Origin of the sequence: Aurantiacibacter sp. MUD61, from assembly GCF_027912455.1 — a bacterium.
Taxonomy (GTDB): domain Bacteria; phylum Pseudomonadota; class Alphaproteobacteria; order Sphingomonadales; family Sphingomonadaceae; genus Alteraurantiacibacter.
Window position 1 is genome coordinate 1,861,495 of sequence record NZ_CP115446.1, and the last position, 16,010, is coordinate 1,877,504.

Annotated in this window: 15 protein-coding genes and 1 tRNA gene; 9 read left to right on the plus strand and 7 right to left on the minus strand. The window is 58.5% G+C overall.

Annotated elements, in window-relative coordinates; translation table 11 throughout:
* The first annotated feature begins 53 nt into the window (after positions 1–53).
* The 4 genes from O2N64_RS08915 to pnp all read left to right on the plus strand — a co-directional run bounded on the left by O2N64_RS08915 (position 54) and on the right by pnp (position 4,466).
* Positions 54–740, plus strand: a complete 687-nt coding sequence (locus O2N64_RS08915) for a site-2 protease family protein (protein WP_271077259.1) — start codon at positions 54–56, stop codon at positions 738–740.
* Entirely contained in the window at positions 733–1,713 is a 981-nt protein-coding gene (truB, locus tag O2N64_RS08920) for a tRNA pseudouridine(55) synthase TruB (RefSeq protein ID WP_271077260.1), read from the plus strand. Before O2N64_RS08915 ends, truB begins: the two co-directional genes overlap by 8 nt.
* A 26-nt stretch (positions 1,714–1,739) precedes the next feature.
* On the plus strand, positions 1,740–2,009 hold the full coding sequence (rpsO, locus tag O2N64_RS08925; RefSeq protein ID WP_271077261.1) for a 30S ribosomal protein S15: 270 nt from the start codon (positions 1,740–1,742) through the stop codon (positions 2,007–2,009).
* 171 nt (positions 2,010–2,180) lie between these two features.
* Complete coding sequence (pnp, locus tag O2N64_RS08930; RefSeq protein WP_271077262.1) at positions 2,181–4,466, plus strand: polyribonucleotide nucleotidyltransferase; 2,286 nt, start codon at positions 2,181–2,183, stop codon at positions 4,464–4,466.
* A 79-nt stretch (positions 4,467–4,545) separates the two neighbouring features.
* Here pnp and O2N64_RS08935 read toward each other — a convergent pair whose 3' ends face one another.
* Positions 4,546–5,649 carry an NAD(P)-dependent alcohol dehydrogenase gene (locus O2N64_RS08935; RefSeq protein ID WP_271077263.1) on the minus strand — a complete coding sequence of 368 codons (1,104 nt, stop codon included), beginning with the start codon at positions 5,647–5,649 and terminating at the stop codon, positions 4,546–4,548.
* An 87-nt stretch (positions 5,650–5,736) separates the two neighbouring features.
* Between O2N64_RS08935 and O2N64_RS08940 the strand changes: the two genes are divergently transcribed.
* On the plus strand, positions 5,737–6,420 hold the full coding sequence (locus O2N64_RS08940) for a spermidine synthase (RefSeq protein ID WP_271077264.1): 684 nt from the start codon (positions 5,737–5,739) through the stop codon (positions 6,418–6,420).
* On the opposite strand, the gene O2N64_RS08945 is transcribed toward O2N64_RS08940, so the two are convergent.
* From O2N64_RS08945 to O2N64_RS08965, 5 genes are all read right to left on the minus strand, one after another.
* On the minus strand, positions 6,417–7,538 hold the full coding sequence (locus O2N64_RS08945; protein ID WP_271077265.1) for an NAD(P)-dependent alcohol dehydrogenase: 1,122 nt from the start codon (positions 7,536–7,538) through the stop codon (positions 6,417–6,419). The two genes, O2N64_RS08940 and O2N64_RS08945, sit on opposite strands and share 4 nt — an antisense overlap.
* Positions 7,539–7,623: 85 nt before the next feature.
* Positions 7,624–8,142: a DUF1993 domain-containing protein gene (locus O2N64_RS08950; RefSeq protein WP_271077266.1), complete on the minus strand. Its 519-nt coding sequence runs from the start codon at positions 8,140–8,142 to the stop codon at positions 7,624–7,626.
* Positions 8,143–8,209: 67 nt separating this feature from the next.
* On the minus strand, positions 8,210–8,683 hold the full coding sequence (locus O2N64_RS08955) for a hypothetical protein (RefSeq protein WP_271077267.1): 474 nt from the start codon (positions 8,681–8,683) through the stop codon (positions 8,210–8,212).
* Between the two features lie 43 nt (positions 8,684–8,726).
* Entirely contained in the window at positions 8,727–9,251 is a 525-nt protein-coding gene (locus tag O2N64_RS08960) for a methanogen output domain 1-containing protein (RefSeq protein WP_271077268.1), read from the minus strand.
* Between the two features lie 204 nt (positions 9,252–9,455).
* The gene (locus O2N64_RS08965; RefSeq protein WP_271077269.1) at positions 9,456–10,130 is read right to left on the minus strand and encodes a GcrA family cell cycle regulator; all 675 of its coding nucleotides are present in this window, start codon (positions 10,128–10,130) and stop codon (positions 9,456–9,458) included.
* 85 nt (positions 10,131–10,215) lie between these two features.
* On the opposite strand from O2N64_RS08965, the gene O2N64_RS08970 reads away from it, so the two are divergent.
* Entirely contained in the window at positions 10,216–11,079 is an 864-nt protein-coding gene (locus tag O2N64_RS08970) for an ABC transporter permease (protein WP_442866727.1), read from the plus strand.
* Here O2N64_RS08970 and hspQ read toward each other — a convergent pair.
* The gene (gene hspQ, locus O2N64_RS08975; RefSeq protein WP_271077270.1) at positions 11,076–11,456 is read right to left on the minus strand and encodes a heat shock protein HspQ; all 381 of its coding nucleotides are present in this window, start codon (positions 11,454–11,456) and stop codon (positions 11,076–11,078) included. The two genes, O2N64_RS08970 and hspQ, sit on opposite strands and share 4 nt — an antisense overlap.
* Before the next feature lie 169 nt (positions 11,457–11,625).
* Between hspQ and O2N64_RS08980 the strand changes: the two genes are divergently transcribed.
* From O2N64_RS08980 to O2N64_RS08990, 3 genes are all read left to right on the plus strand, one after another.
* Positions 11,626–11,715 (plus strand) — tRNA-Ser (locus tag O2N64_RS08980).
* A gap of 78 nt (positions 11,716–11,793) precedes the next feature.
* Positions 11,794–12,510, plus strand: a complete 717-nt coding sequence (locus tag O2N64_RS08985) for an IS6 family transposase (RefSeq protein WP_442866755.1) — start codon at positions 11,794–11,796, stop codon at positions 12,508–12,510.
* A gap of 347 nt (positions 12,511–12,857) precedes the next feature.
* Entirely contained in the window at positions 12,858–15,968 is a 3,111-nt protein-coding gene (locus O2N64_RS08990; RefSeq protein WP_271077271.1) for a TonB-dependent receptor, read from the plus strand.
* The last annotated feature ends 42 nt before the right edge of the window (positions 15,969–16,010 follow it).

Consider the following 16,010-nt stretch of genomic DNA (forward strand, 5'->3'; position numbering starts at 1 on the left):
ATTGCCTGGAAAGAGCCTTTACCCTGCGCGGCGCATTCCCCATCTAGGACGCAATGACCGACACCCTTCTTCTCGCAGCGATCCTCATCCCGTGTTTGATCGTGGCGATCGTGTTTCACGAAGTCGCCCACGGCTGGACCGCGCTGATGCTGGGCGATCCGACTGCGAAAGAGCAGAAGCGGCTGAGCCTCAACCCGATCCGCCATGTCGATCCGATCGGCACGCTGCTGGTGCCGGGAGGGCTGGCGCTTGCGGGCTTGCCGGTGTTCGGCTGGGCCAAGCCGGTGCCTGTATTGAAGCACAGGCTCAACAATCCGCGTTTTGGAATGATGGCAGTTGCTGCTGCCGGGCCGGGCACGAATTTCATTCTCGCCGCAATTGGAGCGATTGCTCTGGGCGTGCTTGCTCCCATGCTGGCAGTGGATGGGACGGGCGAGCCGCATATTCTCATTACCGGGCTTTTCTACTTCATCTCGATCAACATTTTTCTCGCACTGTTCAATCTGCTGCCCATTCCGCCTTTCGACGGCAGCCATATTATCGAAGGCCTTCTGCCGCCGTCGGCTGCTCGCGCTTACGAGAAGATCAGGCCGCTGGGCTTCCCGCTGCTCTTCATCCTGCTGGTGGCAGTGCCATACGTCTTTCCAGAGGCGGGCATCGTGGAGAATGTCGTCCTGCCGCCGGTTGATTGGGCGATGCAGCAATATCTCGGTCTTGCGGAGTTGATCGCCGGTGAGTGATCTTGCGCAACCTCACGGCTGGCTCATCCTCGACAAGCCGCGCGGGCTCGGCTCGACGCAGGCGGTTGGCGCGGTGAAGCGGAATTTGCGCGAAGGCGGCTATCCGAAGACCAAGGTGGGTCATGGCGGCACGCTCGATCCGCTGGCGGAAGGCGTGCTTCCGATCGCTCTTGGCGAAGCGACCAAGCTTTCGGGCCGGATGCTCGACAGTGACAAGACCTACGAGTTCACAATCCAGTTCGGCGAGCAAACCGACACGCTCGACACCGAGGGGGAGGTCATTGCTACCTCGGATCGCCGCCCGCCGCTCGCCGCCATTGCGGCGATTTGTGAGCACTTCACCGGCAAAATCGAGCAGATTCCACCCAAGTACTCGGCGCTGAAAGTTGACGGAAAGCGCGCCTACGATCTGGCGCGGGCAGGGGAGGACGTCGAGCTGGAAACGCGGCGTGTCACGATACACTCGCTCGAATTTCTCGGGCCCGATCTCAGCCAGGAAGGCGTATCGCCATTCGCCACCACTCTTGGCCGCCCAGACCCCTACGATCCCCAAGCTCCGCTCGAATTGGCGGATAGCGTCACGCTCGTCGCAAAGGTTTCCAAAGGCACATACATCCGCTCGCTTGCACGGGATATCGCACGCGCCCTTGGAACGGTAGGGCACGTTACCTATCTCCGTCGCACACAGGCGGGGCCCTTCAGCGAAAATCAGGCGATTTCGCTGGACAAACTGAATGAAATCGGTAAGGGCGCGCCCATCAAAGACCACCTCCTGTCACTGGAGGCGGGGCTGGACGGTATCCCGGCTCTCGCTCTCGATCAGAACAGTGCGCAGGCGGCCAGACAAGGCCGGGTCGTTTCTGATCTGCCCCACCCCGACGGGCTCTACTTTGCCAAGCTGGAGGAAACTCCGGTGGCATTGGTGGAACTTGAAGGGGGCATGATGAAAGTCGTGCGGGGGTTCAATCTTTAAAAGGATGCCGCAGAAGGTAGAAAGACATGTCGGTAACCACCGAAAAGAAGGCAGAGATTATCAAGGACAACGCCGTAGGCAAGGGCGACACCGGTTCTCCGGAAGTACAGGTTGCCATCCTGACAGAGCGTATCCGCAATCTCACCGACCACTTCAAGGATCACCACAAAGACAACCATTCGCGTCGTGGTCTGCTGAAGATGGTCAACAAGCGTCGCAGCCTGCTGGCCTATCTCAAGCGCAAGGATCTGGAGCGGTACAACGCCCTGATCCAGAAGCTGGGTCTTCGTAAATAAGAGTTTCGTGGAAGGCGGCTCCTCGGGGTCGCCTTTCTCGCATTTGGCATCCTTCACAATCCGGTGAGGGGGCCTTGAGGCCAATCTGGGCCTCGCACCGGACCGGGCCGGTTCACCCGGACAATGTAGGCCCCGCGCTGCAATGTGGCACGCGGGTCATGAAGGATAAATATGTTCGACAAGAAAACCGTATCGATTGAATGGGGCGGAAAAACCCTCACTCTCGAAACCGGTCAGATCGCCCGTCAGGCAGACGGCGCCGTTCTGGCCACCTATGGCGAAACCGTGGTGCTGTGCGCCGTGACCGCCGCCAAGAGCGTCAAGGAAGGGCAGGACTTCTTCCCGCTGACTGTTCACTATCAGGAAAAATTCTCCGCCGCGGGCCGTATCCCGGGCGGCTTCTTCAAGCGCGAAGGCCGCGCGACGGAGAAGGAAACACTGACTTCCCGCCTGATCGATCGCCCTGTGCGCCCGCTCTTCCCGGAAGGCTTCTACAACGAAATCAACGTGATCTGCCAGGTCCTCAGCTATGATGGCGAGACCGAGCCGGATATCGTAGCGATGATTGCAGCATCGGCTGCTCTCACCATTTCGGGCGTGCCTTTCATGGGCCCGATCGGCGCCGCACGCGTCGGCTTCCGCAATGGCGAATACGAACTCAACCCTAGCCTGCAGACGGCTCTCGACGAAGAAGGTCGCCTCGACCTCGTCGTCGCCGCCACGCAGGACGCGGTGATGATGGTCGAATCCGAAGCCAAGGAACTGAGCGAAGAAGAAATGCTCGGTGCCGTGATGTTCGCGCATGAAGAAAGCCGCAAGGTTATCGGCGCGATCATCGACCTCGCCGAACAGGCAGCCAAGGAACCTTGGGAAATCGACACGTCTGACGATACGTCGGCGATCAAGGAAAAGCTGCGCGGCATCATCGGTGACGATATCGCCGCTGCTTACAAGCTGACCGACAAGTCGCAGCGTTCGGACGCGCTGAACGCAGCGCGTGCCAAGGGCAAGGAAGCCTTTGCCGACGAAGAAGCGCAGACGCAGCTCGTCGCCAACAAGGCGGTAAAGAAGCTGGAAGCCGAAATCGTTCGCGGTGCGATCATCAAGGATGGCACCCGCATCGATGGCCGTAAGCTCGATCAGGTTCGCCCGATCGAAGCCATGGTCGGCATGCTGCCGCGTACGCACGGTTCGGCGCTGTTCACCCGCGGTGAAACGCAGGCGATCTGCACCACCACGCTGGGCACCAAGGATGCCGAGCAGATGATCGATGGTCTGGAGGGTCTCTCCTACAACCACTTCATGCTGCACTATAACTTCCCGCCGTACTCGGTTGGCGAAGTGGGCCGCTTCGGCTTCACCGGTCGTCGTGAGCAGGGCCACGGTAAGCTCGCATGGCGCGCGCTGAACCCCGTCCTGCCTTCGCATGAGGACTTCCCTTATACGATCCGCGTCCTGTCCGACATCACCGAGTCCAACGGCTCGAGCTCGATGGCGACTGTTTGCGGTGGCTGTCTGTCGATGATGGATGCCGGTGTTCCGATCGAACGCCCGGTTTCCGGTATCGCCATGGGCCTGATCCTCGAAGGCGAAGACTTCGCCGTCCTGTCCGACATTCTGGGTGACGAAGATCACCTGGGTGACATGGACTTCAAGGTCGCCGGTTCGGAAAACGGCATCACCACCATGCAGATGGACATCAAGGTTGCCGGCATTACGCAGGAAATCATGGCCAAGGCGCTCGAGCAGGCGAAAGCCGGCCGTACGCACATCCTTGGCGAAATGGCGAAGGCTCTGGGTTCGGCACGTACGGGTGTGTCCAAGCACGCTCCGCGTATCGAGACCATGCAGATCGACAAGTCCAAGATCCGTGACGTTATCGGCACGGGCGGCAAGGTCATCCGCGAAATCGTCGCAGAAACCGGCGCCAAGGTCGACATCGACGATGAAGGCGTGATCAAGATCTCGTCCTCCAACGCTGACGAGATTGCGGCTGCAAAGGCCTGGATCGAAGGCATCGTGGAAGAAGCCGAAGTCGGCAAGATCTACACCGGTAAGGTCGTCAACATCGTGGACTTCGGTGCATTCGTGAACTTCATGGGCGGCAAGGACGGTCTCGTCCACGTGTCCGAAATGAAGAACGAGCGCGTCGAAAAGGTGACCGACGTCGTTTCCGAAGGCGACGAAGTGAAGGTCAAGGTCCTCGAAATCGACGGTCGCGGCAAAGTCCGCCTGTCGATGCGTGTTGTCGATCAGGAAACCGGCGAAGGGCTGGAAGACACCCGCCCGCCGCGCGAACCGCGTGGTGACAAGGGCGGCCGTGGCGGCGGTGATCGCCGTGGTCCGCGCGGTGGCCGTGATCGCAAGAACGATCGTGGTGGTCGTCGCGGCGGTGGCGACAGCGATGGCGGCAAGGGTGGCGAAGACCACATGCCAGCCTTCCTGAAGGACGACTAAGTCCTTCCATCAGGAAACGAGAAAGGGCCGCGAAGCATCTGCTTCGCGGCCCTTTTCTTTGCCCTATGGCGAGAAGCCTTCAGGGCATTTCGAGGATCGGCTTGAAGACCTTGCCATTCTCCAGATCGGCCACCGCCTCGTTGATCTTGTCGAAGGGATAGCGCTTTACCAGCCTGTCGAACGGGAAGCGGCCTTGCTCATACATCCGGACCAGCTCCGGAATGAATTGCTTCACCTTGCTGTCCCCCTCGACGCAGCCGACGATCTTGCGCCCGCTCAGGATTTGCTCGTTGGCGTCGAAGGCGTAATCGGTGCCGGAAGGCGGTGCCCCCACCACCACCAGCGTGCCACGCTTGGCGAGCGAGGCCCATGATGCGCGCGCGGCATGCTTGTTGCCCGAACACTCGATAGCGAAATCGACGCCCTCTGCCACGATCTCGCGCACCTTCTCCGCCGTGTCCGTCTCTTCGTTCACGGTGATGCTGTGCGTCGCGCCGAGGTCCTTCGCCATCTCGAGGCGCTCTTCATTCATGTCGATAGCGATGATCGTGTTGCAGCCCGCAACCTTCGCCGCCATGATTGCCGACATACCCACGCTGCCTACGCCGCATACCAGCAGGTTCGATCCGGCAGGAGGGGCAGCTGTGCGAAGCACCGCGCCGGCCCCTGTCTGGATGCCACAACCGAGCGGGCCGAGCAGGGAAATGTCGGTATCTCCCTCGATCTTCACGACATTGCGCTCATGCGCGATCGCATGGGTGGCGAAACTGGATTGCTGGAAGAAGGCTGCATTGGGACCATCCGCGAAGACCGGATCTTCGCTGCCAAGGCGCTTGTTCATGAAGTTCAGCGCTTCAAAGTCGTTGCAATAGGCCGGGTCACCTTCCTGACACGGGCGGCAATGGCCGCATGAACCATAGGAAAGGACGACATTGTCTCCCTCCGACAAATTGGTAACATGGCTGCCGCATTTCGCGATCCGGCCGGAACCCTCATGACCCAGCACGACCGGGAAGTTCGTCGGCAAATCGCCATCGCGCACGGCCAGGTCTGTGTGGCACACACCCACCGCGACAATCTCTACCAGGACCTCATGCGGACCGGGATCGGCAATCGCCTGATCGACAATTTCGAATTTGCCTTCGGCTTCGGCAATTCGTGCTATGCGGGCATCGGTGGGCATGGGAATTCCTTTCCTGTTTGCCCAATCAATGCCTGCACAGATTATGCGTTCCGGCGCTAAGTCCCCTCAATATCAATTGGATATATAATGCTGCCACGCGAAGAGATCGCCACTGCCAAGATTCCCGGCGGAGACAAATTGACCCTCATTAGCCACGGACGCGATCATATCATTATGCTGGGGCGGGATGAGCTGATGGGCACGCGCATGCAGTATAGCGAAGAGCAGCTGGCGCGGCTTACGTTGGAGCGGCTGGAAGTCCCGAAACCCCGCCTCTTGATCGGCGGTTACGGAATGGGTTTCACCTACCGCGCAGCTCTGGAAAAACTGCCCGATGGAGGCAGTGTGACAGTCGCGGAAGTGGTGCCCGAAATTCTAGATTGGGCAAAAGGGCCACTCGCGCACCTTACAGGTGAGACCCTCAAAGACCCTCGCGGAGAGATCGTCCTCGCCGATGTGGCGGCGCTTGTCGATGATGCGGTAGACGGCACCACGCCGCGCTATGATGCGATCCTGATGGATGTCGACAATGGCCCCGATGGCATCGTGCGTGATGGCAATGAGAGGCTCTACACCCGTACCGGCATTGCCCGCATGCGCGATGCGCTGAATGTCGGCGGGCTGATTGCGATCTGGTCAGCCGCGCCCGATCACAAGTTTACAGGCCGCCTCAAGGATGCAGGGCTCAAAGTCGAGGTTCAGACCGTGCGGGCGCGGCCCAATAACAAAGGGCCGCACCACACGATCTGGTTTGCACAAAGAGTGCGTTAAGCGCGCCCGACGACTTCGCCGCGCACCGGATTGTCGACCTGGACGGCCTTGGCGGCAGCATCGTCGTCATCGCGAAGGCTCGCCATATCGATGACGTGACGGAACTCGATGTTTTCATCGAGCATACGCTGAAAAGCTTCGCCGATCTCGTCCATCCGAATGCTCTTGGTGACTGCGCGGATGTCGTGCTCAGCACACAAGTCGAGCACTTCCTGCGTTGCGGCAACGCCGCCGATCAGAGAGCCGGTAATGCCGACATGGTTGAATACCATTGTCGCGGTGTCGAGCTCTTCGAAGCCGAGGAAATTGCCCACCACGCAGATCTGGCTCTTGGCCTTCATCAGCTGCAGGTACGGATTGATGTCGTGCGCATACGGAATGGTGTTGACCATCAGGTCCACGCTCATCGCGTGCTTTTCCATCGCATCGTCGTCGTTCACATCGACTATTTCGTCCGCGCCGATTTCCTTCAGCGCATCGGCCTTTTCAGGCGATGTGGTGAGTGCGATGACCTTGGCACCCAACGCCTTGCCGATCTGCACTGCCATGTGACCGAGGCCACCAAGCCCCGCCACGGCCAGCGTATGACCATCGCCCAGCCCGAAATACTTCATGGGCGCATATGTGGTCACGCCAGCGCACAGGATCGGGGCGGCGTGCTCACTGGTGAATTTCTCCGGAATGGTAAGCGCAAATTCCTCGCGCACGACAATGCCCGTCGAATAGCCGCCATAGCTGTTGGTGCCATCGGGCTTCTTGGGGCCGTTGTATGTCAGCGTGCAGCTTTTGGGGCCGGTGCAATATTGCTCGTCACCGACATCGCACTGGTCGCATTGCTGGCAGGAATTGACCATGCAGCCGACGCCGGCCCGGTCGCCCACCTTGAAGCGTGAAACGCCTTCGCCGACTTCGATCACCTCGCCAATGATTTCATGGCCTGGAATACAGGGATAAACGGTGTTCTCCCAATCATCGCGGGCCTGATGCAGGTCCGAATGGCAGACGCCGCAATGTGTGATCTGGATTGCAATTTCGCCAGCGCGTACTGGCTCGCGCGTGAATTTCAGCGGGCCAAGGTCAATGCTGGCGTCCTGCGTTCCGTATCCGATAACTTCCATGAGGGGGGCTCCATCTTCAAAAGGGTACTTTCCCTTTCAGCGGATGGCTGCCGCTTGTGTTCCAAGACTTTGGGAATTCAGCGCTCTAATCGCGCTTGATGCGCAGCCTTCCCATGAAATCGGTCTTGCCCACATCCAGACCTTTCATGCGCAGGATGGCGTAGGCGGTGGTGGCGTGGAAGAAGAAATTGGGCTGACTGAAGCTCAGCAGGAAGTCTTCACTGGCGAAGGGAATATCGATGCCCTTCTGCTCGAACACGAAGCGCGTTTCCCCGCCGATGAAGCTGTCGATTTCACCTTTTGAAAGCGCGCGCAGCGTGTTTTCGGCCGCACCCAAATTGAGGCGCATCTTTTCGAGTTCGACAGGGTATTCCTCAAGGTCCGGCGAAAAACTGCCTTTGCGCACGCCCTCGATCGCGCCGACCGAATGCACCACCATGCTCTTCACCTGATAGGCGAAGGGCAGCATGTCCTCATGCAATCTTGCCTGCGCCAGATCATCCTCGCTCTGGCCGCAGCTCTTGCAATTCTCGATCCAGTTCTGACCCGCATTGAGCATCTGGATCATGGTGGGAATGATCGCTTCGTAGAGAGAGAATGACATCGCTGCGCCTCCTTATGGCGGCAAAGCGCCACCCGGGGCTGCACGCTGGCAGGATGCGGGGTGGCAATCAAGCGTCGCTGCTGGCGGGGCTGTCCAATTCGGTGATGCGGGCAATGGCTCGGCGCAATTGCTGGTCCAGCCGGCGATTGCGTTCGCGTTCGGCTGTGAGGCTCATCAGCACCTCATTCAGCTTGGCAAATTGCCTGTCGCGCGATGGATCGGCCAGCAACAGGATCAGCGGCTCAGACCCGGGCATGGCGAGGCCGCAGGCGAGAAACTTGACGCTGATGCAGTCGCCTCCGTTCTCCGTGACCCACAGATTGACCGGCAGCCATTGATCGGCGGTAGCCGCGCGGATCAGCGTTTTTTCGAGCCTGCGGGTTTCTTCGGAATTGCGCCCGGCCAGCTGCGATCCTGCCTCGACATGGTAGTGCGCCTGCGCGCGCGGATTGGCATAAACGACGCGGCCAAGCCGGTCACTCACCATGACCGCCTGCCTCAGCCGGGTGATGATCGCGCTCTCGATCTGTGACGAGCTCACCGCACTGTGCGCAGTAACTATATCATTGAGCTGAGAGGCCAAGTCACACCCCTTCGGGTACGGTGGAGAAGAACTCCCGGCCGCGTTCTTCTGCAGCATTGTCGCGCGTCAGATAAACGATGGCTAGGCAGTGATCGTCCCCTTTGGCAATCGTCTTGGGCAGAGCGATGCGCGCATAGCCCTGATTATCAGCAGCGATACGGCCGAATACATTGGTGGTCATCTGGCACAGCGAGGGGCGGTTCTTGACCAGTTCACCGAACGGGCAAGCCGTGTTGCGGAGGATAATGCGGTCATTCTCCACACGCTCGACGGAAAACTTCCCGCCAATGCGGCGCTTCAGATCGACAAGGATGTCGGCCACTTCGCGCGGCGTGAATTGCGTTTTGTCGGCTGCCTTGTTGTATTCTTCGCGGATCCATTCGCCCACTTCGCTTCCAACCAGGGCGATGTATCCGGACGCCTCTTCCAGCCCGATGGTTTGCTCGAGCGTGCCGGACAGGCTGCGGATGATCGTACGAAAGAAACGGTCCCGCTCCAGCGGCAATTCCAGATTATTCATGCGCATGAAACTCTCCCTTGTGGGGAGGTTATCTAATTGGAATTCGCGCAATAAGTGTCCGAGACACAATAGGTGGGACGCGCGGGGTATTGGTGGGCAATTGATTAAGCTTTGGCGCCGGGAGTGTTTGTAAGTGCATGAGCCGAAGAAAAGGCCCGCCACTCCTGTCGAGTGACGAGCCTTTCGTTTTCTAGTTTGGCCTTTGTCCGATCAGCGCACGCGCGGACCGCCAAAGGGCAGGGGAGGCGGCGGACGGCGCGCACCGCGCGGCAGCTGTGCCTGATAGGCGCGCCCGCAATGTTCGACGCAGTACGGGAAACCGGGGTTCACCTTCTCACCGCAGAAGTGGAAATCGGGCTCACCCGGGTGACCCATCGGCCAGCGGCACACACGATCGTTCAGATCGAGCAGGCTGGTCTTGTCGGCGATATCGGGGCTGGGCTTTGCCGGCACAAGGCGGCGTGGCGGGGCGGGAGGGATCGGCGCCTGCTGATCGCCAGGTCCCTGACGCAGAAATCCGCCGGGGCCGTAAGATACGATCTTGGGCAGGTCTTCCTGCTTGTTCGGCAAAGGCTGGCTTGCATTCGCAGCGGAGGCCGCTGGCTTGGGTTCCGGCTTTGCTGCCGGCTTGGGCGCGGGCTTTGCCGGAGTTGCCTTTTTCGCTGCCGGCTTGGGCGCGGGCGCTGCTGCCTTCTTCTTGGGCGCAGGCTTCTTCTTCGCCTTGGCTTTCACCGGGCTCGGGCGGGCCTTCAGGCCCAGCCGGTGCGCCTTGCCGATCACGGCATTGCGCGAGACACCGCCAAGCTCTTCGGCAATCTGGCTAGCCGTGGAGCCGCCTTCCCACATCTTCGTGAGGGTGGCGATGCGTTCTTCAGTCCAACTCATGCAATCGTCTTCCAGTCTTCAATGATGCACGCGCGGTGCATCGAATTTCTTGCCAGTCCGTTCCAGCCCAGATAGGCGCGCCCCTATGGCAGAGCAAGCACAGCAGAGCATGCAGGTGAGCAATACACGCGATTTCCCGCCGAAAGGGGAGCCGCAGATCACCAATTTCAACCGGATCGGCCTGTGGTCTCTCTATATTAAGGAGATACGGCGCTTTCTCAAGGTGCAGACGCAGACTGTTTGGGCACCTGCGGTCACAACGCTGCTGTTTCTGGTGATCTTCACCGTCGCTCTCGGCCGCGATGGGCGCGAAGTGCTGGGCGTTTCCTTCGGCACATTCGTTGCGCCGGGGCTGATCATGATGGGCATGATGCAGAATGCCTTTGCCAATTCCAGCTTCAGCCTGCTCGCCGGCAAGATGCAGGGAACGATTATCGACCTGCTGATGCCGCCGCTGTCCAATGCCGAACTGATGCTGGGCATCGTGGCTGCTGCCATCACCCGCGCGGTGATGGTGGGCGGAGCGGTCGCGCTCGCCATGTGGCTATACCCTGGCGTCGAATTGCAGGTTGCGCATTGGTGGGCGGTGATCTGGTTCGGCCTGATGGGCGCAACCATGCTCGCGATCCTCGGCTTTCTCGCCAGCATTTGGGCGGAGAAATTCGATCATAACGCGGCGATCACCAATTTCATCGTGGCACCGCTCAGCCTGCTGTCGGGGACGTTCTACGTCATTTCAAACCTCGCGCCGTTCTTCCAGGCGATCAGCCGCGCCAACCCGTTTTTCTACATGATCTCAGGCTTCCGCTACGGTTTCCTGGGGCAGAGCGATATCGGCAATACCGACGAGGCGCTGCTTGGCGCCGCCGTCGGCGTGGGCGTGCTGAATATCGTGCTTGGCCTGATAACCTATCAGGTGCTCAAAAGCGGCTGGAAGATCAAATCCTAGTGCGTGAGTGAACGGCGCAGGACGTATTTGCCGCCGCGAAAATCCTCGAACAGCTGGCTCACTTGCGGGTGATCGATCGGCTCATCATCGGTGTCGATCAGCAGATTCTGCTGGCTGACATAGGCGACGTATGAGCTTTCTTCATTCTCGGCGAGAAGGTGGTAAAACGGCTGGTCCCGGCGGGGGCGCTGCCCCTCGGGGATCTGCTCATACCATTCTTCCGAATTGGCATAGACTGGATCGATATCGAAGATAACGCCGCGAAAATCGAAATTGCGGTGTTTCACCACGTCGCCGATTGCAAAGCGGGCGCGGGACCGGAGCGGAGCCTCAATCGGCTGTCCAACCTGCGATAGGGAAATATCCGAACGAGCCATGCACCAAATATAGGTGCCTTCGCATGTGCAACAAGTCGTGCGAAGCTCCAATCACCGGATTTCATGCGTTTCGCAGCAAACAGGGACTTGGCAAGTGCGCACAGCTAGGCTAACCGCGCGCTTTCCGTTCGACCCCGGCCCATCAGGGCTCGCAAAAACGGTCCCTCGCGGAGAGGTGGCAGAGTGGTCGAATGCGCTGCACTCGAAATGCAGTATACGGGCAACCGTATCGAGGGTTCGAATCCCTCCCTCTCCGCCACTTACCCCCCCCCAGGCACGGTCCTGTCAGAGGAAATGCACCGACTAGCGCATCACGCCTGATCAGCTAGTGCGGGGCATACCCCGACCAAAGAAGCCTGCCAGTCCGTGCCGCTATTTCAATTCGTCACCAGAGATTATCCGATTGGTGGTGATGATGTACGTCCGCTTTCCGCTGAGCCTGCGGAACGTGGAGGACCGTCTGGCCGAGCGCGGGATTGATATCTGCCACGAGACGGTGCGGGACTGGTGGAACAGGTTCGGTCCGCTATTTGCTGCTGACGTCGGCCGTCAGCGAGTGAGCCGGATAAAGGGCTTCCGCCAGTGGAAATGGCACCTCGACGAGGTGTATGTGAAGATCAACGGCGAGATGCATTATCTGTGGCGAGCAGTCGACCAGGAGGGCGAGGCCCTCGAGAGCTATGTGACCAAGACTCGTGACAAGAAGGCAGCGCTCAGGTTCATGAAGAAGGCGCTGAAGAGGCACGGTTCGCCGGCGGAGATCACCACCGACGGACTGCGCTCCTACGAGGCGGCGATGAGCGAACTCGGCAACACCGACAAGCAGGAAGTAGGACGCTGGGCCAACAACAGGGTCGAGAACAGCCACCTTCCGTTCCGAAGACGAGAGCGGGCGATGCTGAGGTTCCGACAAACGAAGAGTTTGCAGAAGTTCGCCTCAGTCCATCACAACGTCCACGACCACTTCAATCTCGACCGTCACCTTATTGACCGCAAGACCTACAAAGCAAACCGCTCGGCCGCCCTGGCTGGGTGGCAGAACCTCATGGCCTGAATTCAAGCGGGCAGGGGAGTGCTCTGTAAACCGGAGACCAGTTGCGATTAGACTGACAGCACCCTGAAACACCATGAAGCCATTCCGGCCTGAGAGAATCTCCCCACTTTACTCGTTTCGCAAGACTTAAACTTGGGGAAACGTCTGCGTTGGGCATCTTTGGCTCCGTCTCACAAGCACCCACGTTCAAGGCGAATTCCCTATCCTAGTCAGCGCGAAGTGATTTCGTTAGGACTGTAGAAGTTAAATTGGTATGATAGATATTGCAATCTGGTATAATCTAAAGGTTGACATATCGTCATGCCAATGTACGCTCCCAGGAAAACAAAACACATGGGAGTGGTATTATGAGCTATCGTGAATCGCGAGACGTGCCGGCTGGGCGGCGTATTCTGGCAACTCTTTTGACAAGCAGTGCTCTGATCGGATTCGCCGACACGGCAATCGCGCAGGATATTGATCCCGATGATGGGCCCGGGCCCGAAGTGGAAGCCAGTGAAGGTGGCGATATCGTCGTAACCGGTATCCGGGGCACAATTCAGAACTCGATTGAAGGAAAGCGTGACAACGATCTTATCGTGGAAGTGCTGACTTCAGACGAGATCGGCGACCTTCCCGCGCTGTCGATCGGCGAAGCTCTGGAAACGCTAACGTCCGCAGCGTCCCATCGCGAGCAGGGCGGGGCGACCGAAATTTCACTGCGCGGTCTTGGGCCGTTTCTCAGCTCCACTACGATCAATGGACGAATGGCGACAAACGGATCGGGAGACCGCTCGGTCAACTTCAGTCAGTTCCCGTCGGAGCTCTTCAACACTCTGGCAGTGTATAAGACCCAGTCTGCCAGCCTGATCGAGGGCGGGGTTGCTGGCCAGATCGCGCTCGAAACAGTTGCTCCGCTCGATTACGGCCGGCGCCGCTTTCAGGGCGAATTCAAACTGCCTTACAACCCGCAGAATTTCGACATCGATGAAGATCAGCGCTTCACTGATTTCGGATACCGCGGCACGCTCAGCTATGTCGACCAATATGACCTTGGCGACCTTGGCGAACTCGGCATTTCAATCGGCTATCAGCGTCAGGAAACGACCAATCCTGAGCAGGAGGCCAATGTCAGCAACACGATCCGCGCTTGCGTACTCGATCCAACGACAACGAGCGATGGCGTGTTCGATGACGGCAATTGCGACACCAGCGGATCAACCATCGCCGGACTGCGCGATGGCAGCGTGGCCGATGATTTTGTCATTGCCCGCAACAGCTACTCCTACCGCACGAATATCACGGATGACGAACGGGAATCCTTCTTTGCTGCGCTGCAGTATCGACCAAGCTCGAATTTCGAGATTGCCGCTGACTTTCAGTACTCAAATCGGCTTTTCAGGGAGCAACGTAGTGATCTGAATTTCGCAGAGGGCCGGCGCATTGATGGTCCCGGCGATCCCAATCGTATTGATCTGCCACTGATCTACACCGATTCAGGCGCATTGCGGCAGTTCACGAACGAGCAGCGCATCGAGGCCGTTAGCGAATATCTGCAGCGTGATGAAGAATATTACGGGGGCGGCATCAGTCTTGCTGCTGATGTATCTGACAGACTCACAATCTCGGCTGACGTTTCCTATTCGCAAACGCAGCGCATCGAAGAAGCGGTGCAAGTTCGTTTTCGCACCGAGGATAATGAAGATATCACCGGAGCCGCAGTGTGGCCCAATGCCTTTGAAAGCGATGGTAGTTCGACCAATGATCGTATCGAGACGGCGGTACAGATCATGCAGAACGGATCACAGGGCCTGAATTTCGTCACTCAGAATTTTGATGTCACCAATTACGATTTGTTTGCCAACGATCCGCGAGTGCGCGCCGATCTTGAGCAGGATCGGTTCAACTCGATCTGGGGCGCGCGTCTTGATTTTGAATACGAATTGGATGGTTTCCTTTCGTCGGTAATGGTCGGCGGCCGGTTCCAGGAACTGGCCTATCGCGATGTTCCGGGTGCTTCGAATGGGACGAGCCGCTTCGAGAACAATTACAACGATACCGACGGCACCGGCGCGCTGCAGGCGGCCAATCGAGAATGCCGCACGAACTTCCCTGTATCTGGTTTCTTGTCATCCATTTCGGGCGGAAATCCGCTGATTACGAATTTGGATGATGCCGGGAATGTGATCGGCACATCGGACACTTTCGCGACGTTCGACGCGCTTTGTGTTGTGCAGGTTCTTGAGCGCGAAGATCCGTCGGGTCTCAATTTCGATGCCAATGGCGCGCCCATCTTCCCGACGGGCGATTTCGACTCCATTCAGAATACCGACGTTTCGGAATTGTCTTGGGCTGGCTACGTTCAGGCGAATTTCGATGGCGATCTCGGTCAAGTTCCGGTGAGGGGCAATCTCGGCGTCCGCGTCGTGCACACGGACGTGAACTCCACCGGCTTTAGAACGACACTAACTTCTATCGTCGACAACAGCGATCCCAATGGACCCACGGTCACGCTCGTAGAAAATCCGGATGAGTTGACCACGGTGACTGGCGGCGGATCCTATACAGAATTCCTGCCCAGCTTTAACCTCACCGCCGAGCTATCTCCGGACCTGCTTGGCCGCGTCGCGGTCTATCGCGCGTTGTCTCGCCCGGATCCGTCCGATTTGGGATATGGGCGCGCTTTCTCAATCGATGATACCGAGGAATTTGCAAGTGTCGCTGATGCCCTCGGCATCGTGACTGGCCTCGGCAACCCGTTCACTGAGCCGCTGCTTTCGTGGAATGGCGATGTATCGCTGGAATGGTATCCGAACGAAGACTCGATCTTTGCGATCAGCGCTTATTACAAGAGCTTCAATGGCGGCTTTGAAACCTTCGGTCAGTTGGAAACCTTCAACATCGATGGCGAACTGGTCGAAGGTCTTGTCCGGACCGTAAACACGGCGGACGAAACCAGCACGATTTACGGTTTTGAAGTGTCACTCGCTCACCGGTTTGGCTGGTTGCCTGCACCATTCGACGGCCTCGGCTTTAAGGTCGGCTATAACTACGCCGACTCAGATTTCGAATTCGAAGATGATACCCTTGGTGCTATTTCGACTCTCCAGCCGGACGGGACTATCACGCAGGTCAACGGGCTGATCCCGCCATCCAATATCTTCGGCTTCTCCGAGCACGTGCTTTCGGCACAGGCCTATTACGAGATTGGTCCTATCGAATTGCAGGGTGTCTACAAATATCGTTCGAACTACTTCCAGCAATTCGTGGCCACGCCAGGACGCATTCGGTATGTGGATGACACGAGTGTCTTCGAGGCTCGCGTATCCTTCAGGCTGACAGACAATGTCACGTTCCGACTGGAAGGCATCAATCTCTTCAACGAGCCTCGCGTGAATTATCGCGGCGCGCCTGACGATTTTGGAGCGATTCAAGTGTACGGTCCGCGATACTTTGCAGGTGTTCGCTTCCGCTTCTGATGCTGGACTGGGGTGTCCGTTTCTCCCACGGACACCCCGTAT

What these genes read in the sequence shown, in the direction of transcription:
- O2N64_RS08990 (WP_271077271.1), top strand. Translation starts at nt 12,858, where the DNA reads ATGAGCTATCGTGAATCGCGAGACGTGCCGGCTGGGCGGCGTATTCTG.
- hspQ (WP_271077270.1), bottom strand. Translation starts at nt 11,456, where the DNA reads ATGGCTCGTTCGGATATTTCCCTATCGCAGGTTGGACAGCCGATTGAG.
- O2N64_RS08935 (WP_271077263.1), bottom strand. Translation starts at nt 5,649, where the DNA reads ATGCCCACCGATGCCCGCATAGCACGAATTGCCGAAGCCGAAGGCAAA.
- pnp (WP_271077262.1), top strand. Translation starts at nt 2,181, where the DNA reads ATGTTCGACAAGAAAACCGTATCGATTGAATGGGGCGGAAAAACCCTC.
- O2N64_RS08940 (WP_271077264.1), top strand. Translation starts at nt 5,737, where the DNA reads ATGCTGCCACGCGAAGAGATCGCCACTGCCAAGATTCCCGGCGGAGAC.
- O2N64_RS08970 (WP_442866727.1), top strand. Translation starts at nt 10,216, where the DNA reads ATGGCAGAGCAAGCACAGCAGAGCATGCAGGTGAGCAATACACGCGAT.
- O2N64_RS08950 (WP_271077266.1), bottom strand. Translation starts at nt 8,142, where the DNA reads ATGTCATTCTCTCTCTACGAAGCGATCATTCCCACCATGATCCAGATG.
- rpsO (WP_271077261.1), top strand. Translation starts at nt 1,740, where the DNA reads ATGTCGGTAACCACCGAAAAGAAGGCAGAGATTATCAAGGACAACGCC.
- O2N64_RS08960 (WP_271077268.1), bottom strand. Translation starts at nt 9,251, where the DNA reads ATGCGCATGAATAATCTGGAATTGCCGCTGGAGCGGGACCGTTTCTTT.
- O2N64_RS08945 (WP_271077265.1), bottom strand. Translation starts at nt 7,538, where the DNA reads ATGGAAGTTATCGGATACGGAACGCAGGACGCCAGCATTGACCTTGGC.
- O2N64_RS08965 (WP_271077269.1), bottom strand. Translation starts at nt 10,130, where the DNA reads ATGAGTTGGACTGAAGAACGCATCGCCACCCTCACGAAGATGTGGGAA.
- O2N64_RS08915 (WP_271077259.1), top strand. Translation starts at nt 54, where the DNA reads ATGACCGACACCCTTCTTCTCGCAGCGATCCTCATCCCGTGTTTGATC.